Annotated in this window: 26 protein-coding genes, 1 tRNA gene and 1 other RNA gene; 15 read left to right on the top strand and 13 right to left on the bottom strand. The window is 64.3% G+C overall.

All coding sequences use genetic code 11. The features are described 5' to 3' along the window. Positions 1–58: 58 nt before the first annotated feature. Both recJ and glpX read right to left on the bottom strand, forming a co-directional pair. Positions 59–1798 (bottom strand): single-stranded-DNA-specific exonuclease RecJ, encoded by a 1740-nt coding sequence (recJ, locus tag PAF18_RS05325; RefSeq protein ID WP_271117570.1) that lies wholly within the window; start codon positions 1796–1798, stop codon positions 59–61. Between the two features lie 216 nt (positions 1799–2014). Next, positions 2015–2980 carry a class II fructose-bisphosphatase gene (glpX, locus tag PAF18_RS05320; RefSeq protein ID WP_271117569.1) on the bottom strand — a complete coding sequence of 322 codons (966 nt, stop codon included), beginning with the start codon at positions 2978–2980 and terminating at the stop codon, positions 2015–2017. Positions 2981–3202: 222 nt separating this feature from the next. On the opposite strand from glpX, the gene cysS reads away from it, so the two are divergent. From cysS to PAF18_RS05275, 9 genes are all read left to right on the top strand, one after another. Beyond that, positions 3203–4567: a cysteine--tRNA ligase gene (cysS, locus tag PAF18_RS05315; RefSeq protein WP_271117568.1), complete on the top strand. Its 1365-nt coding sequence runs from the start codon at positions 3203–3205 to the stop codon at positions 4565–4567. Continuing rightward, positions 4567–6174: a citramalate synthase gene (cimA, locus tag PAF18_RS05310; RefSeq protein WP_271117567.1), complete on the top strand. Its 1608-nt coding sequence runs from the start codon at positions 4567–4569 to the stop codon at positions 6172–6174. Before cysS ends, cimA begins: the two co-directional genes overlap by 1 nt. Further along, entirely contained in the window at positions 6171–6917 is a 747-nt protein-coding gene (locus PAF18_RS05305; protein WP_271117566.1) for a squalene/phytoene synthase family protein, read from the top strand. Before cimA ends, PAF18_RS05305 begins: the two co-directional genes overlap by 4 nt. Positions 6918–7027: 110 nt before the next feature. Next, complete coding sequence (locus PAF18_RS05300; RefSeq protein WP_271117565.1) at positions 7028–8077, top strand: protein-glutamate methylesterase/protein-glutamine glutaminase; 1050 nt, start codon at positions 7028–7030, stop codon at positions 8075–8077. Then, positions 8074–8586 (top strand): chemotaxis protein CheD, encoded by a 513-nt coding sequence (locus PAF18_RS05295; RefSeq protein WP_271117564.1) that lies wholly within the window; start codon positions 8074–8076, stop codon positions 8584–8586. The genes PAF18_RS05300 and PAF18_RS05295 overlap by 4 nt, the downstream gene beginning before the upstream one ends. Positions 8587–8723: 137 nt before the next feature. Next, positions 8724–9842, top strand: a complete 1119-nt coding sequence (gene ribB, locus PAF18_RS05290) for a 3,4-dihydroxy-2-butanone-4-phosphate synthase (RefSeq protein WP_271117563.1) — start codon at positions 8724–8726, stop codon at positions 9840–9842. A 4-nt stretch (positions 9843–9846) separates the two neighbouring features. Continuing rightward, positions 9847–10398 carry a 6,7-dimethyl-8-ribityllumazine synthase gene (locus PAF18_RS05285; protein ID WP_271117562.1) on the top strand — a complete coding sequence of 184 codons (552 nt, stop codon included), beginning with the start codon at positions 9847–9849 and terminating at the stop codon, positions 10396–10398. After that, positions 10395–10874 carry a transcription antitermination factor NusB gene (nusB, locus tag PAF18_RS05280; RefSeq protein WP_271117561.1) on the top strand — a complete coding sequence of 160 codons (480 nt, stop codon included), beginning with the start codon at positions 10395–10397 and terminating at the stop codon, positions 10872–10874. Before PAF18_RS05285 ends, nusB begins: the two co-directional genes overlap by 4 nt. A gap of 539 nt (positions 10875–11413) precedes the next feature. Next, positions 11414–12340 (top strand): DUF481 domain-containing protein, encoded by a 927-nt coding sequence (locus PAF18_RS05275; protein WP_271117560.1) that lies wholly within the window; start codon positions 11414–11416, stop codon positions 12338–12340. 114 nt (positions 12341–12454) lie between these two features. Here the strand turns inward: PAF18_RS05275 and ssrS are convergent. Then, positions 12455–12612: non-coding RNA, 6S RNA (gene ssrS / locus PAF18_RS05270), on the bottom strand. 97 nt (positions 12613–12709) lie between these two features. On the opposite strand from ssrS, the gene PAF18_RS05265 reads away from it, so the two are divergent. Beyond that, positions 12710–13198 (top strand): MmcB family DNA repair protein, encoded by a 489-nt coding sequence (locus PAF18_RS05265; RefSeq protein WP_271117559.1) that lies wholly within the window; start codon positions 12710–12712, stop codon positions 13196–13198. Between the two features lie 27 nt (positions 13199–13225). Here the strand turns inward: PAF18_RS05265 and PAF18_RS05260 are convergent, their stop codons facing one another. Continuing rightward, positions 13226–13438: a DUF6324 family protein gene (locus PAF18_RS05260; protein WP_271117558.1), complete on the bottom strand. Its 213-nt coding sequence runs from the start codon at positions 13436–13438 to the stop codon at positions 13226–13228. Between the two features lie 96 nt (positions 13439–13534). On the opposite strand from PAF18_RS05260, the gene PAF18_RS05255 reads away from it, so the two are divergent. From PAF18_RS05255 to PAF18_RS05245, 3 genes are all read left to right on the top strand, one after another. Further along, positions 13535–13611 (top strand) — tRNA-His (locus tag PAF18_RS05255). A gap of 146 nt (positions 13612–13757) precedes the next feature. Next, the gene (locus PAF18_RS05250; RefSeq protein WP_271117557.1) at positions 13758–14153 is read left to right on the top strand and encodes an ElaB/YgaM/YqjD family protein; all 396 of its coding nucleotides are present in this window, start codon (positions 13758–13760) and stop codon (positions 14151–14153) included. A gap of 4 nt (positions 14154–14157) precedes the next feature. Next, entirely contained in the window at positions 14158–14919 is a 762-nt protein-coding gene (locus PAF18_RS05245) for a CsbD family protein (protein WP_271117556.1), read from the top strand. Positions 14920–14993: 74 nt separating this feature from the next. On the opposite strand, the gene PAF18_RS05240 is transcribed toward PAF18_RS05245, so the two are convergent. From PAF18_RS05240 to PAF18_RS05220, 5 genes are all read right to left on the bottom strand, one after another. Beyond that, positions 14994–15359, bottom strand: coding sequence for a DUF1850 domain-containing protein (locus tag PAF18_RS05240; RefSeq protein WP_271117555.1), 366 nt, complete (start codon positions 15357–15359; stop codon positions 14994–14996). Then, complete coding sequence (locus PAF18_RS05235) at positions 15356–17443, bottom strand: TRAP transporter permease (protein WP_271117554.1); 2088 nt, start codon at positions 17441–17443, stop codon at positions 15356–15358. The genes PAF18_RS05240 and PAF18_RS05235 overlap by 4 nt, the downstream gene beginning before the upstream one ends. 61 nt (positions 17444–17504) lie before the next feature. After that, positions 17505–18461 (bottom strand): TAXI family TRAP transporter solute-binding subunit, encoded by a 957-nt coding sequence (locus PAF18_RS05230; RefSeq protein WP_434802240.1) that lies wholly within the window; start codon positions 18459–18461, stop codon positions 17505–17507. A 121-nt stretch (positions 18462–18582) separates the two neighbouring features. Next, positions 18583–18945: a Grx4 family monothiol glutaredoxin gene (gene grxD / locus PAF18_RS05225; RefSeq protein WP_271117553.1), complete on the bottom strand. Its 363-nt coding sequence runs from the start codon at positions 18943–18945 to the stop codon at positions 18583–18585. 10 nt (positions 18946–18955) lie between these two features. Further along, complete coding sequence (locus PAF18_RS05220; RefSeq protein ID WP_271117552.1) at positions 18956–19198, bottom strand: BolA family transcriptional regulator; 243 nt, start codon at positions 19196–19198, stop codon at positions 18956–18958. Between the two features lie 225 nt (positions 19199–19423). Between PAF18_RS05220 and PAF18_RS05215 the strand changes: the two genes are divergently transcribed. Further along, positions 19424–19978: a thioredoxin family protein gene (locus PAF18_RS05215; RefSeq protein ID WP_271117551.1), complete on the top strand. Its 555-nt coding sequence runs from the start codon at positions 19424–19426 to the stop codon at positions 19976–19978. Here the strand turns inward: PAF18_RS05215 and PAF18_RS05210 are convergent, their stop codons facing one another. Together PAF18_RS05210 and PAF18_RS05205 are read right to left on the bottom strand one after the other, a co-directional pair. Further along, positions 19979–20323 carry an arsenate reductase family protein gene (locus PAF18_RS05210; RefSeq protein ID WP_271117550.1) on the bottom strand — a complete coding sequence of 115 codons (345 nt, stop codon included), beginning with the start codon at positions 20321–20323 and terminating at the stop codon, positions 19979–19981. It abuts the gene before it with no gap. A 131-nt stretch (positions 20324–20454) separates the two neighbouring features. Further along, on the bottom strand, positions 20455–21738 hold the full coding sequence (locus tag PAF18_RS05205) for a DUF3422 family protein (RefSeq protein ID WP_271117549.1): 1284 nt from the start codon (positions 21736–21738) through the stop codon (positions 20455–20457). A 146-nt stretch (positions 21739–21884) separates the two neighbouring features. Here PAF18_RS05205 and PAF18_RS05200 point away from each other — a divergent pair, with 146 nt between their 5' ends. Next, complete coding sequence (locus PAF18_RS05200; RefSeq protein WP_271117548.1) at positions 21885–22403, top strand: L,D-transpeptidase family protein; 519 nt, start codon at positions 21885–21887, stop codon at positions 22401–22403. Here the strand turns inward: PAF18_RS05200 and PAF18_RS05195 are convergent. Continuing rightward, the gene (locus tag PAF18_RS05195) at positions 22394–22789 is read right to left on the bottom strand and encodes a carboxymuconolactone decarboxylase family protein (protein WP_271117547.1); all 396 of its coding nucleotides are present in this window, start codon (positions 22787–22789) and stop codon (positions 22394–22396) included. The two genes, PAF18_RS05200 and PAF18_RS05195, sit on opposite strands and share 10 nt — an antisense overlap. Further along, positions 22710–23144 carry a MerR family transcriptional regulator gene (locus tag PAF18_RS05190; protein ID WP_271117546.1) on the bottom strand — a complete coding sequence of 145 codons (435 nt, stop codon included), beginning with the start codon at positions 23142–23144 and terminating at the stop codon, positions 22710–22712. Before PAF18_RS05190 ends, PAF18_RS05195 begins: the two co-directional genes overlap by 80 nt. Between the last annotated feature and the right edge of the window lie 76 nt (positions 23145–23220).

The following is a 23220-nucleotide window of genomic DNA, read 5'->3' as shown; positions in this document are numbered from 1 at the left end:
AGGTCAGCCGCGCCGGGGCTGCAAGACGAAAATTTGCCTCTCGGGGAAATTTCTTCCCTCAGAGCGCCGCAGCATCGTCGAGGCGCAGACGGACACGGCTTCGGCCGCCCCAATGGGACAGTTCCAGCTTGCCGGCGAGGTGGAACCGGCGCCCCTTCGCCCCGAGCAAAGCAGGGCCCAGAGGCGTTGCCATCGCGCCCCAGGCGACCACCTCGAGCGGCGCCTGGCCGGCAACGCGGAACCCGGCACGCAGATGGGCCTCGCCCATGGTCGCGGCGCTGTCGAGGATCAGATCGGAAAACGCGAAGCGCGGGGCCGGGGCGGCCTGGCCGAACGGGCCAGCCGATTCGATCTGCGTCATCAGCTCCGGCGTGGCGGCGGCGGGTTCGAGCAGCCCCGAGATGCGCAGATCGCCGGTGCCGCTGCGGCGGTCGAGTTCGGGGCGGATCAGTTCGGAAAGCCGGGCCATTGCCGCTTCTATCGCGGTCTCTGCCACGGTCAGCCCGGCGGCCATCATATGACCGCCGCCTTTCTCGATCAGCCCTTCCGCCGCGAGGCGCTGCACGGCGCGGCCCAGATCGACGCCGGGAACCGACCGCGCCGAGCCCTTGCCGATCCCGCGCTCGACCCCGATCACGACAGAGGGCAGGCCGGTCCGTTCCTTCACCCGCGCCGCGACGATGCCGACCACGCCCGGATGCCAGCCATCGCCTGCCGCCCAGGACAGGGCCTCGTCGCCGCGCGCCTCGACCTGGGCCAGCGCCTCCTCGCGAACCGCTGCCTCGATGGCACGGCGGTCCCGGTTCAGCTCATCCAGCTTTTCGGCGAGCTGCCGCGCCTCTGACGGGTCGGCCGTCGACAGGCAGCGCGCCCCGAGATCCGCTTTGCCGACCCGCCCGCCAGCATTCACGCGCGGCCCGAGCATGAATCCCAGGTGAAAACTGCTCGGCGCCGTGTCGAGCCGAGACACATCCGAAAGCGCCACGAGCCCGGGCCGCTCGCGCCGCGCCATGATGCTCAGCCCCTGGCGGACAAAAGCGCGGTTGACGCCGATCAGCGGCGCCACATCCGCCACGGTCGCCAGCGCCACGAGATCCAGAAGCGGCAGCAGCGCCGGTTCGGCCCGGCCTTGCGCGCGCAGCACCCGCCCGGCCTGCACCAGCGTCAGAAACACCACGCCAGCGGCGCAGAGATGGCCAAGGCTGCCATCCTCATCCATCCGGTTCGGATTCACCACCGCAAGCGCCGGGGGCAGGGTTTCGCCGCCCAGATGGTGGTCGAGCACGATCACGTCAGTGCCATCCGCCGCTGCGAGCGCCTCATGCGAGAGCGTCCCGCAATCGACACAGACGATCAGGTCATGCGCGGCGGCAAGGGCCTGCATGGCGGGGGCGTTGGGGCCGTAGCCCTCGTCGATCCGGTCAGGGATATAGAGCGTCGCCTCTCGCCCCTGCTGGCGCAGCCAGTCGATGAGCAGCGCGGCAGAAGAGCCTCCATCCACATCGTAATCCGCGAAAATCGCGATCCGCTCGCCTGCTGCCATCGCTGCGACGAGCCGTTCGGCGGCGGGTTCCATGTCGCGCAGCCGCAGCGGGTCGGGCAGCATCTCGCGCAGTGTCGGCGACAGATAGCCCTCGACCTCTTCCGGAGCAATGTTGCGTTCGGCGAGGATGCGGGCGACGGCGAGCGGCAGCTCGGCGCTCTGCGCCAGCGCCTCGGCGCGGCGCGTGACAGCTTCGTCCGGACCGATCCAGCGGCGCCCGGTCAGCGATGTCTCGACATTGAGTAAGGCGGTCATGGCGGTGTCATGGCCCAGCTCTGCCGGGTGGCGCAAGGGTGGAAACGGGGAAGCAACGGAAAAGAGAAGGGGGGCTGTCCGCCCCCCGCCGCCGTGACGGCGGCCCCCCCCGAGGATATTTCGGTCAGGATGAAAGGCCCTCACCCTGGCGCAAATATCCTCAGCGGGTGAATGGCCGACAGGCCAGAGGGGGCGCGAGCGCCCCTTCTGCCGTGCTCAGCGGATCGGATTGCGATAGATCATGCGCCGCACCGAGCCGGTTTTCGAGCGCATCAGGATGGTTTCGGTTTCCAGGAATTTCGGCTCGCGCTTCACGCCACGCACGATCGAGCCGTTGGTCACGCCGGTCGCCGAGAAGATCACATCGGCCTGCACCATGTCGTCGCGCGAATAGATGCGGTCGAGATCGGTGATCCCGGCATTGGCCGCGCGGCCCTTTTCGTCGTCATTGCGGAACATCAGCCGGCCCCACATCTGCCCGCCCATGCATTTCAGCGCCGAGGCCGCCAGCACGCCTTCGGGGGCACCGCCCGCGCCCATATACATGTCGATGCCGGTCAGCTCGGGTTCGGCGCAATGCATGACGCCCGCCACATCGCCATCGGTGATCAGCCGGATGCCGGCGCCGGTGGCGCGGACCTCGGCGATAAGATCCTCGTGGCGGGGCCGTTCGAGGATACAGACGGTGATGTCGGTGGTCTTGACGCCCTGCGCCTTCGCCAGGGCCTCGACCCGCTCGGTCGGGCTCATGTCGAGACTGACCACGTCCTTGTCATAGCCCGGCCCGATCGCCAGCTTGTCCATATAGACATCCGGCGCGTGCAGCATGGTGCCGCGCGGGGCCATGGCGATCACGGTCAGCGCGTTGGGCATGTCCTTCGCGGTCAGTGTCGTGCCTTCGAGCGGGTCGAGCGCGATATCCACCTCGGGCCCGTTCCCGGCACCGACCTCTTCGCCGATATAGAGCATCGGCGCCTCGTCGCGCTCGCCCTCGCCGATCACCACCACGCCCTTGATATCCAGCTTGTTCAACTGGTCGCGCATGGCGTTGACCGCCGCCTGGTCCGCGGCTTTCTCATCCCCGCGGCCGATCAGCGTGGCCGAGGCATGGGCCGCCGCCTCGGAGACACGGGCGAGGCCCAGAGACAGCATGCGGTCGTTGAAATCCTTGGGCGCGGGCATCGTGTTCTCCTGATTACACATCTTGGCGACTGCATAGGCGGGCCGGGGCAGCGCGGCAAGACTGGGGGCGCTAACGGCGGCGGCACCCCGCCGGTCTTGGCAGCGCCGGTCATATCGGCTAAGGCGGGGCCATGATCGCACGCTGCACCATCTGCTGCATTATCCGCTGACGCATTTCATGCGGGGCAAGATGCTGTGAGCAGGTCCCGCGAGGGGGACTTCATGGTCGAGATCCGGCTGACCAACACGCGCACCCGCAAGAAGGAACGGCTCGAGCCGATCGATCCCGGACATATCCGCGTCTATGCCTGCGGGCCAACCGTCTATGACCGGGCGCATCTGGGCAATGCGCGGCCCGTCGTGGTCTTCGATGTGCTGTTTCGGCTGCTGCGTCATGTCTATGGCGAGGATACCGTGACCTATGTACGCAACTTCACCGATGTGGATGACAAGATCAACGCGCGGGCGGCGGAAACGGGACGCCCGATCCGTGAGATCACCGAAGAAACCATCGGCTGGTATCACGACGACATGGATGCGCTTGGCGCATTACGGCCCACGCAGGAGCCTCGGGCGACGGATTACATCCCGCATATGGTGGCGATGATCGAGGATCTGATCGCCAAGGGGTTTGCCTACGCCGCCGAGGGGCACGTGCTGTTCGAGGTCCGCAAATTCCCCGAATATGGCAGGCTGTCGGGACGATCGCTGGACGACATGATCGCCGGTGCGCGGGTCGAGGTCGCGCCTTATAAGCGTGATCCGATGGATTTCGTGCTGTGGAAGCCCTCGACCGGGGACCAGCCGGGCTGGCAATCGCCCTGGGGATACGGGCGTCCCGGCTGGCATATCGAATGCTCGGCCATGTCGGCAGAGCTTCTGGGCGAGGTGTTCGACATCCATGCGGGCGGGATCGACCTGCAATTCCCCCATCATGAGAACGAGATCGCCCAGAGCCGTTGCGCCCATGGCTCCGAGGTGATGGCCAATATCTGGCTGCATAACGAGATGTTGCAGGTCGAGGGGAAGAAAATGTCGAAAAGTCTCGGCAATTTCTTCACCGTGCGGGATTTGCTGTATCAGGGGATACCGGGCGAGGTGATCCGGTTTGTGTTGCTGATGACGCATTATCGCAAGCCGATGGACTGGACAGCGGAGAAGCTGCGCGAGGCAGAGGCGACCTTGCGCAAATGGCGTGGCCTGACGGCGGGCGTCGAACCGGCAGCCAGTCCCGCGCCCTCGATCGTCGCGGCGCTTGCAGATGATCTGAATACGGCGGGCGCGATCGCGGCTCTGCATGATATTGCGCGGGACGGCAAAGCAGCAGAGCTTAGGGCGTCGGCGGAAATGCTGGGGCTTCTTGGCGATGATCTGGCCGACTGGCTGGATGCCGAGCCGGATCTTTCGCCTTTGGCTGAGAAACTGAACGTGCTTCGCGCCGAGGCAAAGGCCAGCAAGGATTTCTCGGCAGTCGACTCGATGAAACAGAAACTGACCGACGCAGGGGTTGAGGTCCGTATGAATGCCGCAGGTATTGAGCTGCTGCCCGGACCCGGCTTTGACGCAGGCAAGCTGGACGGGATTTGATGAACCGCCTCTATCTCTACGACACCACCCTTCGCGACGGGCAGCAGACGCAGGGGGTGCAGTTCTCGGCTTCGGAGAAGATCGAGATTGCGCAGATGCTCGACGCGCTCGGTCTGGATTATATCGAGGGAGGCTGGCCCGGCGCGAACCCGACCGACAGTGAGTTCTTCGACAACCCGCCCGAGACCCGCGCCACGCTGACCGCCTTCGGGATGACCAAACGGGCAGGGCGCTCGGCCGGCAATGACGAGGTGCTGGCGGCGGTGCTGAATGCCGGGACGCAGGGCGTCTGTCTGGTCGGCAAGACCCATGATTTCCATGTCCATGAGGCTCTTGGCATCTCGCTGGACGACAACCTCGAAAATATCCGCGCCTCGCTCGCGCATCTCGTGGCGCAGGGGCGCGAGGCGATTTTCGATGCCGAGCATTTCTTCGACGGCTGGAAGGCCAACCGTGATTACGCGCTTGACTGCCTGCTGGCGGCGCGGAATGCGGGGGCGCGGTGGATCGTCTTGTGCGACACCAATGGCGGCACGCTGCCGCATGAAATCGAGGCGATCACCGCAGACGTCATCGCCGAAGGTATCCCCGGCGACAGGCTGGGCATCCACACCCATGACGATACCGGCAATGCGGTGGCCGGCAGCCTCGCGGCGATCCGGGCCGGGGTGCGGCAGGTGCAGGGCACGCTGAACGGGCTGGGAGAGCGTTGCGGCAATGCCAATCTGACCACGCTCATCGCCACGCTCGCGCTGAAAGAGGAATTTGCCCCGCTCGTGCCGCAGATCAGCAAGGACGCGCTTCGCTCGCTGCTGAAGGTCTCGCGGCGGCTCGATGAGATCCTGAACCGCGCACCTGCGCCGGGCGCTCCCTATGTCGGGCCGTCGGCATTTGCCCACAAGGCCGGGCTGCATGCCAGCGCCATCGTCAAGAACCCGGCGACTTATGAACATGTCTCGCCCGAGGCGGTCGGCAATGCCCGCATCATCCCGATGTCGAACCAGGCCGGGCAATCGAATCTGCGCGCAAGGCTGGCCGAAGCCGGGCTGGAGTTGCCCGAATCCGCCGACCTCGCCGCGATCCTGTCAGAGATCAAGCTGCGCGAGGATCAGGGCTATGCCTATGACGTGGCTCAAGCGAGTTTCGAGTTGCTGGCCCGCCGACATCTGGGGCAGTTGCCGCGCTTTTTCGAGGTCGAGCGATATCGCGTCATCGTCGAGCGGCGCCGCAATGCGATGGGACAGCAGATCTCTGTTTCGGAAGCGGTGGTGGTGGTGCAGCTCGACGGGCAGCGCTTCATGTCGGTGAGCGAATCTCAGGGAGAGAGCGACGCCGATGATCGCGGCCCGGTGAACGCTTTGTGGCGGGCTGTGGCCAAGGATCTGGGGCGGTATCAGGCGACGATCGACGATATGCGTCTGGTCGATTTCCGGGTCAGGATCACCAATGGCGGCACCGATGCGGTGACACGGGTGACCATTGACAGCGAGGACGGGCAGGGGCGGCGATGGTCCACGGTCGGGGTGTCTCCGAATATCGTGGATGCGAGCTTTGAAGCCTTGCAGGAAGCGATCATCTGGAAGCTGATCCGGGACGGCGCGCCATGACGCCCGATCACTGCGCCGGGCTGCTGCGCGAGGCCGATCAGGATCGGTTCGCCAGCGTCACGGCAGCGCAGCCGGGGGACCGCGCGCGGCTGGCGACGCTTTATGCTGCTAATCTCGAGATCGCACGGGCCGGGCTGGCTTCGGCCGAGCCGCTGATCTCGGAGATGCGGCTGCAATTCTGGGCCGATCAGATTGCCGGGATGGCGGCGGGTCATGCGCCGACAAGACACGAGGTTGCAACGCCGCTTTTCGATGCCTGGGGCACGCGCATCGCCGCGCTGGCTCCGCTGGTCGAGGCGCGCCGCCGCGACGCGCATCGACGCCCCTTTGCCGCCGCGGATGAGGTTATTTCCTATATCGATCAAAGCGCCGGGACGGTGATGGCTCTTGCGGTCGAAGGTTGCGGCGGCGGTGCCGATGCAACGCTGATCCGCGACCAGGCGCGGGGGGCGGGGCTGGCCTCCTGGCTGGCGGCTTATCCGGCCCTGCGCTCGGTGCATCTCGGGCTGGAACGCGATCCCGCCGAGGCGCTTGCGGCGCTTGCAGAGGTCGGGCTGGACGGGCTTGATTCGGCGCGTCGCGCGCCGTCTCCGCCGCGGCGGGTGGCAGCGGCGCTTTATGCAGGGGCCGGGGCGCGACGACATCTTAGCGCGGCCATGGCAGGGCAAAGCGCGGAAATCCCGGCATTCGCCGCGAATATGTCGCGGCTTCGACTTGCCTTTTTCGGGCATTGGGCAGGCTAGCGGCGACGTTAAACTTATTTTCATCCCTCTCTGCCAGTCTGCGCGAGAAGCTATGAATGGGAGAGGTGAATGAAGGGCGTATCGTGTCGTGCAGCCGGCCGGGGCACCGCATGAATCCTGTTCGTGTGCTCATTGTCGATGATTCGGCCACCATGCGCGGGCTGATCCGCTTTCGGCTCCGCTCGGACCCGCGGATCGAGGTTGTGGGAGAGGCCGCGAATGCCGAAGAGGCGCGAAACCTGATCACCCGATATTCGCCCGATGTGCTGACGCTGGATGTCGAGATGCCGGGCAAGTCGGGGCTCGATTTCCTGCGCGAGATCATGCGTGTGCAGCCGATGCCGGTCATCATGGTTTCTGCCGAAACCCAGCGCGGCAGCGCGGCGGCGGTCGAGGCGCTTTCGAGGGGGGCCATCGACTGCATCGGCAAGCCCCGCAGTGGCGAGGTGAACAACGCCTTCGGCAATCTGACCTCGCTGGTGCTGACCGCGGCGACGGCCAATGTGCGCAGCCGCGCCGAAGGGCGCGCCGCTCCGGTGCATTTCACAGCCGAGGATTTCGAGTGGAACAAGAAGATCGTGCTGATCGGGTCGTCCACGGGCGGGGTCGACGCCATCGAGCAGATCATCGCCGGGCTGCCGATCAACTGCCCGCCAATCCTCATCACCCAGCACATGCCGGCGGGCTTCCTGCCCAGCTTCGCGCAGCGGCTCAACAGCCGATACGGGCCGCGTATCACTCTGGCAGAGGATGGATTGCAGATCCAGCAGGGCACGATCTATCTCGCGCCGGGCGGTGAATATCATCTGCAGATTTCCGGGGGGCTGCGTCCTTCCTGCAAGCTGCTTGCCGCCGAGAAGGTCAGCGGACACCGGCCCTCGGTCGATATGCTATTCGAATCGGCCGTGCCCATCGCCGAACGGATCGTGTCGGTAATCCTCACCGGGATGGGCCATGACGGCGCGCGGGGCATGCTGGCGCTTCGCCGGGGGGGCGCAGTCTGCATGGCGCAGGACGAGGCCAGCTCGGTGGTCTGGGGTATGCCGCGCATCGCCTGGCAGAATGGCGGCGCGCAAAATCTGGTCGCGCTCAGCGATATCCCGGCCGAAATCCTCGGCGCGACCGAGCGCAAGCCGCGCCCGGCGCGGAATGCCACATGAGCGCAGGCCGCGTCCATGTCATCCAGGGTCAGTTCGAGGTGTCGCGCGACGATCCCTCCTGTTGCCTGACGACGGTTCTGGGCTCCTGCATATCGGTCTGCATGTTCGACCCGCTCGCCCGCGCAGGCGGCATGAACCATTTTCTTCTTGCCTCAGGCCAGGCCGGCGGGGCCGCTTCGGCGAGCTATGGCGTGAACGCGATGGAGTTGCTCATCAATGCGCTGCTGAAACAGGGCGCACGCCGGGCGCGGCTGCGCGCCCATGTCTTTGGCGGTGCCAATATGATGGCGGGGCTTGGCAGTATCGGCACCCGAAATGCCGAATTCGTCGCCGGTTTCCTGCGGCAAGAGGCGATCCGCGTTCTCAGCAGTTCGACCGGTGGAAACCGGGCGCGACGGGTGAATTTCTGGCCTTGCAGCGGCCGGGTCGAAGAAAACTTCGTCCGCGAGCGCGTGGAAGAGAAACCGGTCGCGCCCGCAACGGCAGGCGGCGGGGTCGAGCTGTTCTGACCTGCGCTGCCCCCGCCCTGACGCCGCGTCCGGGCTATGCGTCAGCCCGTGGCATTGCGGCCTGTGCCCCGTCCCGGCATAAACTTGGCCAGCCCGAATCGTCCCAACATCCGGGCCTGACAAGGAAGATGCGCCAGATGCAATATGAACAGCCCGGCCCCGTCGAACAGAACTGGTCGGATGCGATCTCCGGTATTTCCGAGATCATCGAGGATGCCCGCAATGGCCGGATGTTCATCCTCGTCGATCACGAGGATCGCGAGAATGAGGGTGATCTGGTCATTCCTGCCCAGATGGCGACGCCCGACGCGATCAATTTCATGGCCACCCACGGGCGCGGGCTGATCTGTCTCGCCTTGCCCGGGCAACGCATCGACGCGCTTGGGCTGACGCTGATGTCGCCGAAGAATTCCAGCCGTCACGAAACCGCCTTCACCATGTCGATCGAGGCGCGTGAGGGCGTGACGACCGGCATTTCGGCACATGACCGCGCCCGTACCGTGGCCGTCGCCATCGACCCGTCCCGCGGCGCCGCCGATATCGCCTCTCCGGGACATGTCTTTCCGCTGCGCGCCCGCGAGGGCGGGGTGCTGGTCCGCGCGGGCCATACCGAAGCCGCTGTCGATGTGGCAAGGCTTGCCGGGCTGAACCCGTCCGGTGTCATCTGCGAGATCATGAACGAGGATGGCAGCATGGCGCGGTTGCCCGATCTGGTGTCCTTCGCGCAGAAGCACGGGCTGAAGATCGGCACGATCAGCGACCTGATCTCGTATCGCCGCCGCCACGACAATCTGATTGCCGAGCGTGCGCAGCGCCGCGTGCATTCGGCCTTTGGCGGCGATTGGATGATGCGCATCTTCGCCGACGAAACCCAGGGGGCCGAGCATATCGTGCTGTCGAAGGGCGATCTGTCGACGCCGGAGCCGGTGCTGGTCCGGATGCACGCGCTCGATCCGCTGCATGACGTGCTGGGAATCGATCGCGACCGCGCCGGCGACGTGCCTCAGGCGATGGAGATGATTGCCGAGGAGGGGCGCGGTGTCGTCGTGCTGATCCGTGATCTCACCAAGACGCTGCCGGTGGAGGGCGAGGCCAGCCCGCAGACGCTGCGCCAATACGGGCTCGGCGCGCAGATCCTCTCGGCGCTCGGCCTGACCGAGCTGATCCTGCTCACCAATTCCGCGCCGCTGAAAGTGGTCGGGCTGGATGCCTATGGGTTGTCGATCGTCGACACCCGCGCGATCGGGAAGGAATGATATCATGGCCGGTGTCACGCATTATGAATTGCCCTTGCCGCGCTTCGACGCCGCGCCGCGGCTGTTGATCGTCGTCTCGCCCTATTACCGCGAGATCGCAGACGGGCTGATCGCAGGTGCGCGCGGGGTGGCCGAACAGGCCGGTGCCGTGGTCGATCTGATCGAGGTGCCCGGCGCGCTGGAAATTCCCACCGCCATCGGACTGGCCGCGCGCAGCGGGCGGTATGACGGTTTCGTCGCGCTCGGCTGCGTGGTGCGTGGCGAGACGACGCATTACGAAACAGTCTGCAATGACAGCTCACGCGGGCTGACCCTGCTGGGGCTGGACGGTCATGCCATCGGCAACGGCATTCTCACGGTCGAGAATATGGATCAGGCCGCGGTTCGCGCCGATCCCGGCGGACAGAACAAGGGGGGCGGGGCGGCGGCTGCGGCCTTGCATCTTGTGGCTTTGTCGCGCAAATACGCGGCCAGCTTCAGCCGGCCGGTCCCCAGGGCGGAGGATCGCGATCCGATCCGGCTGGCAGGACGACTGGAAGGACCGACCGGCGCATGAGCAGCCCGAAACCACAGGATGAACGCCGCCAGCGGAGCACCGCGGCGCGGCTCTACGCCGTGCAGGCGCTGTTTCAGATGGAAGCCGCCGGACAATCGGCGGATCGGGTTCGGCGCGAGTTCGAGGATTGGCGCATCGGCGCCGAGACCGAGGGCGAAGCCGCGCCCCAGGCCGATGAGGCGCTTTTCGCGCGCATCCTCGACGACGCCGTCACCTGGCAGGGCCGCATCGACAAGCTGACCGACCGCGCGCTTGTCGCCCGCTGGCCGATCGACCGGATCGATCCGGTGCTGCGCGCGGTGTTCCGTGCGGCAGGGGCCGAGTTCACCGCCGCCAAGGCGCCGCCCCGCGTCATCATCAGCGAATATGTCGGCATCGCCGATGCATTCTTCCCGGAAGGGCGCGAGATCAGCTTCGTGAATGCGGTGCTTGATCATATGTCGCGCAATCTCCCGACGCCCGCAGCAGACGGCTGAGGCCGTCCCAGCCGGCGCCGGCCTCCCTCATGCCTCATGGGTTCCATCTCGCCCGCGCGTGTCTCGCCGTCACGCCTGTCCTGAACCTGACGATTTAGACAGGTTCGGGTGAGTCGTTTTGCCTGCTACCGGTGGGTAACCGGGCGATGCCGCATGGAACCGGCAGGAAGCTGCCTAAAACACGTGGATTGACGCGCTGCGAAGAGGCTGTGCTTGTTGCATTCGCGCAACGTGGGGCCTCACATTTTGCCCGATAACGTTACAGTTTGGTAACGCGAACACTCACTCCGTGATCGCTCGGTGATCGCAACCGCCCGGTTCACTTCGCTCCGAAGCGTCGAAATAGTATTAACAATTTATGAAGGCCTTTCATCTCACGCGACTTAGCGTAGAGAGTTTCATCTCGGATCTTCACGTTTCCGCGACCAGATTGATGTCGCCGGGCCGCTGGAAACCCCCCGCCCACGGGCATAGTTGATGCAGCGGAAATGAAGCGACGCGAGTTTTTGCGCTTCATAACTTTGATGAGGATAGAAACCATGAAAGCAGTTGCTCTTCTTGCTGGTGCTACCGCCCTCGCGACCGGCTTCTCGGTCCCGGCGTTTGCTCAAACCGAAATGTCGACCGGCGCGGATGTGACAGGTGTGAGCCAGGTCGAAGACCGTCTGGACGACATCGAAGAGTCGGTTGAAGACGACTTCGCCCGCGCCAACGACGCCGACCGCTTCGGTCCGCAAGACCGCCGTCAGGGCCTGTTCGGTGGCGTCTCGATGACCTATGCCGGTTCGACGGGCAACGACGAGAGCCAGGACTTCGCTCTCGCTGGCCGCATGTCGTATAACCAGGGTCCGTTCGCCCAGTCCGTCGGTCTCGGCATCGAGTTCGGTGAAGACAGCGACGGTGACAAGGATCAGGAAGAAACCTACGCGATCTATGACGCGCAGTATTACTTCAACGATCGCTTCTATGCCTTCGCTCTGGGCCGGATTAACCAGGACGGCATGGTCGAGGAAGAACTGAACGACCTGAATGACGGCCTGCTGACCGCCGAAGAAATCGACGAGCTGGACGGCCGCAAAAAGCGTGACGCGTTCCTCGGCTTCGGTCCGGGTTACCGCATCCTGAACACCCCGGACACCACCTGGCGCGTTCAGGCCGGTGTTGGCGTGCGCTACACCCAGGCTGTGGACTACACCGAGGACGACAACCTCGCTTCGGATACCGAAACCGGCTACATCGCGTCGTCGCGGTTCTACCACCGCTTCAACGACATGATCTTCGTCACCAACGACACCGACTACATCACCTCGGATTCGGCTGGCGACGAGATCACCAACGAGTTCGGCGTCAACTACAAGATGTCGGATCAGCTGGCGACCCGCGTGTCCTACTCGACCGAGTATCAGGAAAACCGCGAAATCCGCACCGACAACGTGCTGGGCGTTTCGCTGGTGTACGGCTTCTGATCCATCCCTCGGATCTTAAGTCTCTCGGGAGGGGCGGTCTTCGGACCGCCCCTTTTCCGTGGCGCATCCGCGATGGATGCAAAGAAAAAGCCGCCCCCGAGGGGACGGCCTGTGGCGAGAACCGCAGCGACCGTGGGCGCGCAGGTTTTCCCGAAAGCCTGGAGTACCAGGTGGGCGCCGGGTAACATGACCAGGGCCATGACAGAGCCAGCTCCCATCGAGAAATTATAGGCCAGTGGAAAAAATGGCCCTCACGCGAAGAGCAGAAACTCGCCGGAGGCAAGAGATAAGCGGGGCAGGGGGCGCTTTCAAGGGGCCGATCCGTCCCGGCTGCTTGCAATCTGTTCCCGATGTGTTCATGTTGTCCGCATGTCCCTCAGCGCCGCCAGCACGACAGAAGATCCCAGCCTGCCCGGCCAGCCGGGATTCCGGCTGGCGCGCGGCGTGGCGCGGATGCTGCGCAGCTTCGATCACGCTGTGCTGTGCGAATTCGTCCCCAAGCGGGGGCTGCGGGTGGACGCGATCTCGATCTCGCCGCAGGGAGAGATCTGGATCGTCGAATGCAAAAGCAGCCGAGCCGATTTCACCGGCGACCGGAAATGGCAGAATTATCTGGAGTGGAGCGATCGCTTTTTCTGGGCGGTCGATGGCGAATTCCCGCAGGATCTTTTGCCGGATGATACCGGGCTGATCCGCGCCGACGCGTTCGGGGCCGAGATATTGCGCGACGCACCGCTGAGCAAGATGGCCGCGGCGCGGCGCAGCCGGCTGACACGGGACATTGCGCGGATCGCCTCGATCCGGCTTCAGGCGCTGCATGATCCGGTCGGCGCCGGGTTCGGGGCAGGGGAGATTTAGTGCCGCATCGGACGCCTTGGCCCGGGGTCAGCGTCGCTTCTTGCCCTTCTTTCCCGTGCCCATGCCACGCGCAACCTCGACCGCGGCCATGAGTTCTTCGGCAATCTCGGTCGCCTCGTCCGGGTCGAAATCCAGCGGCAGATCGACGCCGTCGCCCTCGACATAAATCCGCACCATGCCCTGATCGGTCGGACCGATCTGCAGATTCGCGGCGATATCGCTTTCGCTGTTGATGCCCATGACGCTTTCCTTTTTTCCTCTCCTATCCCGGCTGCGATTTTGCGGCAAGTCCGGCCTTGCATCCTGCCCCGCGTGGCGCTAAACGACGCGGACCGTGCCGCCTTAGCTCAGTTGGTTAGAGCGCTGGATTGTGGATCCAGAGGTCCCCCGTTCAAGCCGGGGAGGCGGTACCACTTTCCCCGATTCCGATCTGACGCATTGCCAGAGGCGGGACCGCCCCGTTCGGCGCAGCGGGTTAATAAACAGCAGTTTTTGAGGAACGAGGCCGGGGCGATCTGCGTTTCATCCGGGAACGCATTGATTGCACAGGAGAGCCGAGATGGCCGAGAATGAGTATACCGCACGCGATCTGAAAGACGATGCCAAGGTCGCCGCACGCGACATTTCCAATGAAGCGAAGGGCGTTGCCGAAACCGCGCGCCTGCATGGCGAAGAGCTGTCGGAGCGCGCGCAGCAGGTTGCCCGCAACGCACGCGGTCGCGCCGGCGAATATGCCGAGAACGCGCGCGAGATGGGGCGTGAATATGCCGAGGTCGCCCGCGACGAGGCCCGCCGCCTGTATCGCGAAGGCGAGCGCCGCGCTGGTGAAGTCGCTGAATATGCCGAGGAATATTACGACGAGGTTTCGGCGATGGTGCGCCGCAACCCGGCGCAGTCGCTTGGCATCGCGGCGGGTGTCGGCTTCCTCGTCGGGCTGATGATCGCACGTCGCTGATCAGATGTTCGATTACGCCAACAAGCTGCAACTGGCGCTTGGCGACAAGGCGCGCCGCACCGGGCTGAAGCTCGGTGCGGGCGTCGTGGGGCTGATTGCGCTCGGCTTTCTGCTATCCGCGCTGTGGAGCTTTCTCGCCTGGCGGCTGGAGCTGGGCCCGACCTATGCCTCGCTCATCATCGGGGGCGGCTTTCTGCTGATCGCGATCATCATGCTGGCGGTTTCCAACGCAGAACGTCACCGGATGCCGACGACGGATGAGCTGAAGAGCGAGGTCGAGGCGCGGCTGAGCCTTGCCACCGACACGGCGCTCGACAAGGCGAAGGGCAAGGCCGAGGAAACCATGAGCAGCGCTCAGGCGCGCGTCGCCTCGCTGTTCGGCCGGGCCGAGGGCAAGGCCCGCAGCCTGGTCGGCAAGGCCGGTGAGCATGCGCAGGATGCGGGTGCCGATCTGAGCGAGACGCTCAGCGAGGTAAAGCGCAAGGCCGAGGACGGCCTCGAAGAGGCGAAGGACAGCTTCGACCGCGCGATGGATACCCGTGCCCGGCCGGGCGTCGGTTTGGTCAGTGCCTTTGCCGTGGGTCTGGCCATCGCCAGATCGTTGAAGGGCAGGCGGGACGATTACGATCCCTATTATGATCCTTACTACGGCGATGACGACCCGTATTACGACGACCTCTACGCAGAGGAAGCCTTCGCTGCGGCCCGTTCGCGCGATCAGAGGCGTTCGACGGGCGAGGAAGCGGATTGGTATTCGGGTGCGTGACAGGGTTCGTTACGCCGGCATCAACAGACAAAACCCGCCCTCTCGGGCGGGTTTTTTGTCGCCATCGCGCATATTCAGGATTCCGGGCAGGGGCGTAATGTAATGGCCTCGCCCGGCTCTGCGCCGATCTCGCGGCAGTCATCGCCGTCGCAGAGCAGCCAGGCCGAGGGCGTCGCCCCTGAAGCGGCCAGCACAAGCTCAGGCTGCGGCGGCAGGTTCGGACGCCAGACCCACCAGTCGCCATCGCGGACGGCATTCGGGCCCGGCTCCATTCCCGCGCCAGAGCCTTTGACCCACGCCTTCAGCAACCGCAATCCGCGCCGGTTGACGATCCATTCCTCGCGCCACTCGATCTTTTCAACCGAATGGGTCCATTCCAGCGTGAAACGGTCGCCGGACAGGGCGAGCGCCACGGCTCCGATCATCAGGCAACTGCTCATGCGTGTCTCTTTCGTGCGAACCACCAGCTTGCGGCGAACAGCGCCGCCAGCGCAAACCCGATTTCATCGGTCAGGGGCAGGGCGGCAATCAGCGTGAAGGCGGCAGCGGCGGTCAGCCCGCGTTGCCACAGCGCCAGCCTGTGTCCCAGCCAGCCAATCACAGTCGCGCCCCACAGGCCGATGGCCAGCGCGCATTTCAAGACGATATAAGCGACCGCAAGCGGGAAGCCTACCGCATCCGCAAGAGGCCCGCCCGCCTGCAACATGAGCGCTGGCGTGAACACGGCCATATAGGGGATCACGAAGCCCGCAGCCGAAACCTTGATCGCTTCGAGACTGATCTTGAAGCCGGATTCCTTGGCGATGGGTGCGGCCGCGAAGCAGGCAAGCGCCACGGGCGGGGTCAGATCGGCGAGAATGCCGAAATAGAAGACGAACATATGGCTGACGATCAGCGGCACACCAAGTTCCAGCAACGCGGGCGCCGCGATGGAAGAGGTGATGATGTAATTCGGGATTGTGGGAATCCCCATCCCCAGCACGATGCAGGTCAGCATGGTCAGCACCAGGGACAGAAGCAGCGAGCTTTCTCCGACGCCGACGATGAAGATCCCGAATGTGTTTGCGGCCCCGGTCAGGGTCATGGTGCCGATGATGACCCCGACAAGCGCGCAGGCAACGCCGACGGGCAGGGCGGTCTTGGCGCCTTCGGCGAGGCTTTCGATGACTTGCCAGACGGTTTCGCGCCCGCCCTTCGTGACGGCGCTGATGACGATGAGCGCCAGCACCAGATACCAGAGCAGCGCCTCCTGCCGCTCGCGCAGGATAAAGCCCACGATCAGCGCCAGCCCGATCCAGAATATCGACCGGATCACCAGCGAGGGCAGCCCCAGCATCAGCGAGGCGCCGAGGATCAGCATCACCGTCAGCGCTAGCCCGACAGCGCCGGCGAAAAGCGGGGTAAATCCGGAAAACAGCAGGAACACCAGCACGGCGAGTGGCAGGATCAGATACCAGCCCTCTCGCAATGCGCGGCGTGCCGAGGGCAGCTCCTCTTTCCTCATACCGCTGAGCGACCGCCGCCCGGCCTCGAGATGGACCATCCAGAAGGCCGAGGCAAAATAGAGCATTGCCGGGGTGATCGCCGCGCGAACCACCTCGATATAGGCCACGCCAAGCGTCTCGGCCATGATGAAGGCGACCGCGCCCATCACCGGCGGCATGATCTGCCCGCCCATCGAGGAGGTCGATTCCACGCCCCCCGCGAAGGCCGCGCGATAGCCGAAGCTTTTCATCAGCGGGATGGTGAACTGCCCCGTGGTCACGACATTGGCGACGCCCGAGCCGGAAATCGTGCCCATCAGACCCGAGGACACCACCGAGACCTTCGCCGCACCGCCCATGCGATGCCCCACCATGCCCAGAGATACGTCGGTGAACAGCTTGATCATCCCGGCTTTTTCAAGAAATGAGCCAAACAGGATGAACAGGAAGATATAGGTCGCGCTGACATAGAGCGGCGTGCCATAGATGCCCTCGGTCCCGAAGGACATTTGTTCGACCACCTGGTGCAGCGAATAGCCCCGCGTCTGAAGCGCGCCCGGAAAATACTGCCCGAACAGCGCATAGATCAGGAACAGCCCGGCCACGATGGGCAGGGCCGGGCCCATCACCACCCAGGCCGCGCCGAAGACCGCAATCAGCGTCGCGATGCCGATCACCGTGTCCAACGTGTTGATATCTCCGGCGCGCAGCATCAGCGGCACATAATTCACGTGCTGATAGAGCGCGATCCCGACCCCGATCAGAGCCATGGCCCAGGCCAGACCGCGCCAGGGCAGCGAGCGGCCGCGCAGCAGCGTCAACAGCGGAAATCCCAAAAGCAGCAGAAAGCCCAGATGCCAGGCGCGCTGGATCTGGCTGTTGAGATTCAGCAGATGCGCCGCCGTGGTGATCTGATAGAGCGAGAACAGCACCGCGATCCAGAACAGGATCCGGCCTTCGAGCGTCTGCGGAAAGCTTTCGGCAAGCGGGTCGTGCAGCCCCAGTTCAGGATCGGCGGGGCGCGGCTGCGTATCTGTCATTGGAGGACTTTCGGGCCGAAAAAAAGCGGGCCGGGGCATCTGCGCCCCGGCCCCGATAGCATCATTCGGCGCTGACGCCGACCTCGTCGTAATAGCGCTGCGCGCCCGGATGGACGGGCACCGGCATGCCGTTCAGCGCCTGCTGCACGTCGATCGCCTCGGCGGCGGAATGCGCCGCGCGCAGCTCGTCGAGATTGTCGAAAATCGACTTCGCCAGGAGATAGGCGTCGTCGTCGCTGACGGCGTCCGAGCTGACCAGATAGTTGCGGATCGCCACGGTGGACACTGCCTCGTCCTGGCCCTCATAGGTGCCGGCCGGGATCTCGCCCGCCTCGTAGGGCGCGCCGAGCGTCTCGGACACTTCGGCCGGGACAGACACCACGGTGATCGGGATCGAGGTAGACAGATCCTTCAGCGAGGCGACGCCCAGACCCGCGGATTGCAGCGTTGCATCAAGCTGGCGGTTCTTCATCAGCTCGACCGATTCCGCGAAGGGCAGATATTCGACCTTGCCGAGATCGTCATAGCTCATCCCGGCCGCCTCGAAGATCTTGCGGGCGTTCAGCTCGGTGCCGGATTTCGGCGCGCCGACCGAAACCGATTTGCCCTTCAGATCCTCCAGCGTGGTGATGCCGGATTCCTCGCTGGCGACGATCTGGATATAGTTCGGATAGATCGCGGCGATCCCGCGCAGCTTGTCGAGCGGGGCAGGGAAGCCGGCTTCGGCGTCGCCCTCGGCGGCCAGCTTGACCGAGTCGCCGAGCGAAAAGCCGATCTCGCCATTTCCCTGCTGGAGCAGGTTCAGATTCTCGACCGACGCCTTGGTCGATTGCACCTGCACGCGCGCGTCGGGCATGGCTTCGGAATAGATCTTCGACAGCGCCACGCCCATCGGGTAATAGACGCCCGAGGTGCCGCCGGTCAGGATGTTCACGAAATCGGCGGCGGATGCGCTAAGCGGCATGGCAGCGGCCGAAAGCCCCAGCATGGCGGCGGCAAGACGGTTGCGGATGGTCATTGTTATCCTCCCAGTTTTCTGTCGCGACAGGTTAGGAGCGATTGCGCCGCGCGTCAAAAGGAAAGCCCCGCGCTGGGGCGGGGCTTTCAGACATTCATCAAGATAAAAAACACCTTTCAGATCAGGCGTTTGCCTCACGTATCTTGTCCGCGGCTTCCTTATTATAGCCGACATCCTTCTGGTCGAACAGCTGATCGAGCTCACCCGAGAGCGTCATCTCGGTGATGATGTCGCAGCCGCCGATGAACTCGCCCTTCACGTAAAGCTGCGGAATGGTCGGCCAGTCGGAATAATCCTTGATCCCCTGGCGCACACCCTCATCGGCGAGCACATTCACATCGCGATAGGCGACGCCCATATAGTTCAGCACCCCGGCCACGCGGCTGGAAAACCCGCATTGCGGCATTTCCTTGGTGCCTTTCATGAACAGCACGACATCGTTTTCGTCCAATGCCTGCTGGATCTGCGTGCGTGCATCCGTCATGTCTTCGTCCTTATTCCGGGGCTTTCGTGGTCAGCGCCAAAGCGTGAAGTTGACCGTCGGGCCCATCCATTTTCCCGTTCAGCGCGGCATAGACCGCGCGCTGCTGCTGCACGCGGTTCTGGCCCCGAAACGAGTCATCGATAACCTCGGCGGCATAGTGGTTGCCGTCGCCGGCAAGGTCAGTCACCGAGATCTGAGCATCGGGAAACGCGGCGCGGATCAGGGCTTCGATTTCGTGAGCTTCAATGGCCATGCAGCTATCCTTTGCTTTCTGCAATGATGTAGGGGATGGGTCGGGCGGTCGCAAGGGCGGGCGCTGCGGAAGCCTCGGTTCCAGCGTTCTAGCCTGTCAGCTAATGTTTATAATCAGTATTATGTAACTAACTTGATATGCCGCAGGGGCTGACAGGCGCTTCTATGCTTTCATTCTCGCCCGGTACTCCTAGATTTACCCCAGCGTTCATGAATTGAGGTTCTTATGGCTGTCTCTCCACCCGTATGCGATTTCGGCGCCGCAATGCCGTCCTTCATTTTGCCCGATCCCGATGGCACGCTTCACAGCAGCGAGGATCTGCGCGGGCGCAACGGGACGCTGGTGATGTTCATCTGCAATCATTGCCCCTATGTGCAAAGCATTATCGACCGGATCGTTCGCGATGCCGCCGCGCTTCAGGATCAGCACGGGATCGGCGTTGTCGCGATCTCGGCCAATGACGCTGCCGCCTATCCGCAGGACGCGCCCGACCATATGCGAACCGAGGCAAAGCGGCACGGATTTACCTTTCCTTACCTCTATGACGAGACGCAGGACGTGGCCAAGGCCTTTGGCGCCGAATGCACACCGGATTTCTTCGGCTATAATGCCGACGGAGCGCTTCAGTATCGCGGCCGGCTGGACAGTTCCACCCGCCAGGCCGGTCCCGCCGATGCAAGGCGCGAATTGTTCGAGGCGATGGTGCAGATCGCGGAAACCGGCGAAGGACCACGTGAACAAACGCCCTCAATGGGCTGTTCGATCAAGTGGAAAAGCTGATCACGTCTCGACGCCGAGCGCCCGTTTGACGTTCTTGGTCCAGCCGAGATAATGCGCGCCTTCGGCCTCGATCGCCGGGCGCTTCATCAGCGGCGGTTTCGCCGAGAGCATGTCTTCGGGCTGTGCCTCACGTTCCTCATCCGACATGCCGCGCCAGGTCAGGCTGGCGCGGTTCACCAGCTTTTCGCCGAATGCAACGAGCAGCTTCGACCATTCGTCCTTGCTCGGCGTGTCTTGCTTCACGTCGCGAAACTCGATTTCCCAACCGGCCTCCTCAAGCGCGGCGCGCGCTTTCTGGACTGTCGAGCAATAGTCGAGACCATACATTTTCAATGACTTGGGCATTAGACTTAGACCAGGGGAACGAAGGGCACGTTGCAGGCGGACAGTGCCAGAACGGCGGCGAGGGTCAGTATGATTTTCATCTCATGTCTCCTTTTGAGGATGTTATCGCCGCCCTGCCCCGACGCGTCCAGTCAAGAATGATGGATCGCCGCCTTGGCCCGGCGCAGTCCCATCCAGACCAGCCCGACAACCAGCGGTGTCGCCAGCGCCATCAGCGCCGTCTTTCCCAGCCCCAGAGGCTCGGCCAGCGGCGCGGCCATATAGCCCAGTAGCCCGACCGCATAATAGCTGATTGCCACCACCGAAAGCCCCTCGACGGTGTGTTGCAGACGCAATTGCAGCTCGGCCCGGCGATCCATGCTTTCCAGCACAAGCTGGTTCTGCGCGCTGCGATCCACCTCGACGCGGGTGCGCAGCAACTCGCCCGCCCTGCCCGTGCGTTCGAGCATCTGGCCGAGACGCGCCTCGGTCGAGGTGACGGTGCGCATGGCCGGATCATAGCGGCGCGACATGAATTCCGAGAGAAGCTGACGGTCGCGGAACCGTTCTTCGCGCAGCACCTCGATGCGGTTCATGACGATCGCCTCATAGGCGCGGGTCGCCCCGAAGCGGAAGGCGCTCTGCGTGGCCAGCGCTTCGAGCCGCGAGGCGATGGACAGCAGACGGCGCAGCGTCGTTTCGGCCGGCCCGTCCTCCATCCCGTCGACCATCGCCGTCAGTTCGGGTTCCAATGCGTTGAGTTTGTGCGATAATTCCTGCGCGCGGACGAGGCCCAGCATGGACATGGCGCGATAGGTCTCGATCTCGCCGATGCGCTGAATGATGCGCCCGGTCCGTCCTTGCCCGGTGCCGGGCCGCAGGAACACGGCAAAGCGCATCCAGCCATCGGGATCTATGCGGAAATCCGACGCGATCAGCGCCGCGCGGTCCAGCACAAAGAAGGCCGCCAGCCCGTCGCGCCGGAACCATCCCGCAAGCTCGGTGTCGATCTGGTCGAGATCCTCGGGCAGTTCCGCGACACGGACCATGGCGGCGGTGACGCGCCGGCCCGGCGCTGCCTCCTGCCAGTCTGCGGAAAAGATCGCCCCGCTCGCCGGATCGAAGGGGCGCGGCGGCAGCCCTTCGGCGATGGCGGTATAGCTGACGAACTCGGTATGGCTTTCCCAGACGACGCGGTGACGGCCGAGCGTGGCTGAATAATGGCTGTCCCCCGGCGTCGGTTTCGGCGCGCCGTGACGCTCGGCCAAAGCCGCCAAATGCGCGATATCGCGGTCGCGGTCACGCGCGGCGGCCTCTCCGGGTTCCTTGAAGGCCAGATAGATGGCGTGACACGGTGCGGTGACGCGCGGCGACGGGCGCGCGTGAAGCTCGTTCACAAGCCGTGTGCGCAGCGGATGATCCAGTTTGCGATCCATGCGCGCATGCTAGCTGCGCAATCCCTCCGCGAAAACAGAGACGTAACGCCACCGCTCAAGCTGACGTGAAGCGTGGCTGCATTGCACCGCCCTGCCCTGACAGGCAAAGTGTTGCCAAATCTGAATATGAAAAAGGCAGGGACAGAATGCGTCGCGATTTTCTCAAGCTGATGCTGGGCGGAGCCAGCCTTCTGGCAATTGCGGGCTGTGCGAGCCAGACCATCGAGCCCCGGTTTCTCAGCTATGACGGCCCGCCGGTCACGCGGGTCGAACTGTACAAGTCGCAGCGCATGATGCGGCTTTTCTCCGGCAACACGGTGCTGAAGCAATATAATTTCGGCCTCGGATTCGCGCCGGTCGGCAACAAGCTTTACGAGGGTGACGGCAAAACCCCCGAGGGGCTCTACTATGTGGATCGCCGCAACCCCAAAAGCCGCTATCACCTGTCGGTCGGCATCGATTATCCGAATGAGCGCGACAAGGCCCGCGCGCTGGCTGCCGGGGTGCCGGTGGGCAGCGACATCTTCATCCACGGCCAGGGGCCCGAAGGCCGCGTCGCCAAGGAACGCGACTGGACCGCGGGCTGCGTCGCCGTGACCGACAGCGAGATCGAAGAGATCTACGCCATGGTCAAGGACGGCACCCCGGTGATGATCTATCCCTGACCGGGGCCGATCCCGCGCTCGGCAAAAACATCCGCCGCCGCGTTCAGGCCATTGATCGCGGCGGGCATCCCCCCATAGACCGCCATCTGCCAAATGGCCTCGGTGATCTCTCGCGGGGTCGCTCCGGCAGCAAGCGTATGGGCAATGTTCACCTTCAGCTGCGGCCCGGTCTGACCGCCAAGCGCGGTGAGCGCGGCCACGGTGCAGAGCTGGCGTGTCTTCAGATCCAGCCCCTCGCGCGCATAGGCATGGCCGTAAGCCCACTCGATCAGGCTGTCGGCCATTCCGGGCAGTATCCGGTCGTATTTATCGGACAGCGCGTCTCGCAGCCCCGGGCTCAGCCGCTCGGCGATCTGCTGGCCCTTCCGGTGACGAATCTCGGTCATGATCCCGTTCCATATCTAGATAGGTGTCGATCTTGGCATCCAGGAAATCCAGCGACTCCGTCAGCATCCTGATCTGCGCCGCCACCGCGCGGCGATGCGCTTCGATCATCGCGCGCCGCTCTGCCAGCGTGGCATCGCCCTTGCGCCGCAGCTCGGCATAGCGGATGCGGTCGGCCTGTTTCATGCCGGTGGCGTTGAGCCGCGCGAGAAACGCGACCCATTCCAGAACCCACGGCCCGTAATCCCGCCGCCCTGCCCCGTCGCGTGCGGGAGGGTCGATCAGACCGATCTTCTCATAAAAGCGCAGCGTGTCGATGCTGAGCCCCGAGCGGCGCGAAACCTCTCCGATCTTCATCCCGAATCTCCTTGCCGACACCTTTTCTAGTGGCTGGAGCGCGGTCCAGATCAAGACGGAAATTCAGCCTTGCCGA

Origin of the sequence: Paracoccus sediminicola, assembly GCF_027912835.1 — a bacterium.
Classification (GTDB): Bacteria; Pseudomonadota; Alphaproteobacteria; order Rhodobacterales; family Rhodobacteraceae; genus Paracoccus; species Paracoccus sediminicola.
The sequence above is the reverse complement of the archived record's forward strand: the minus strand, read 5'-3'. Positions and strand labels throughout refer to the sequence as shown.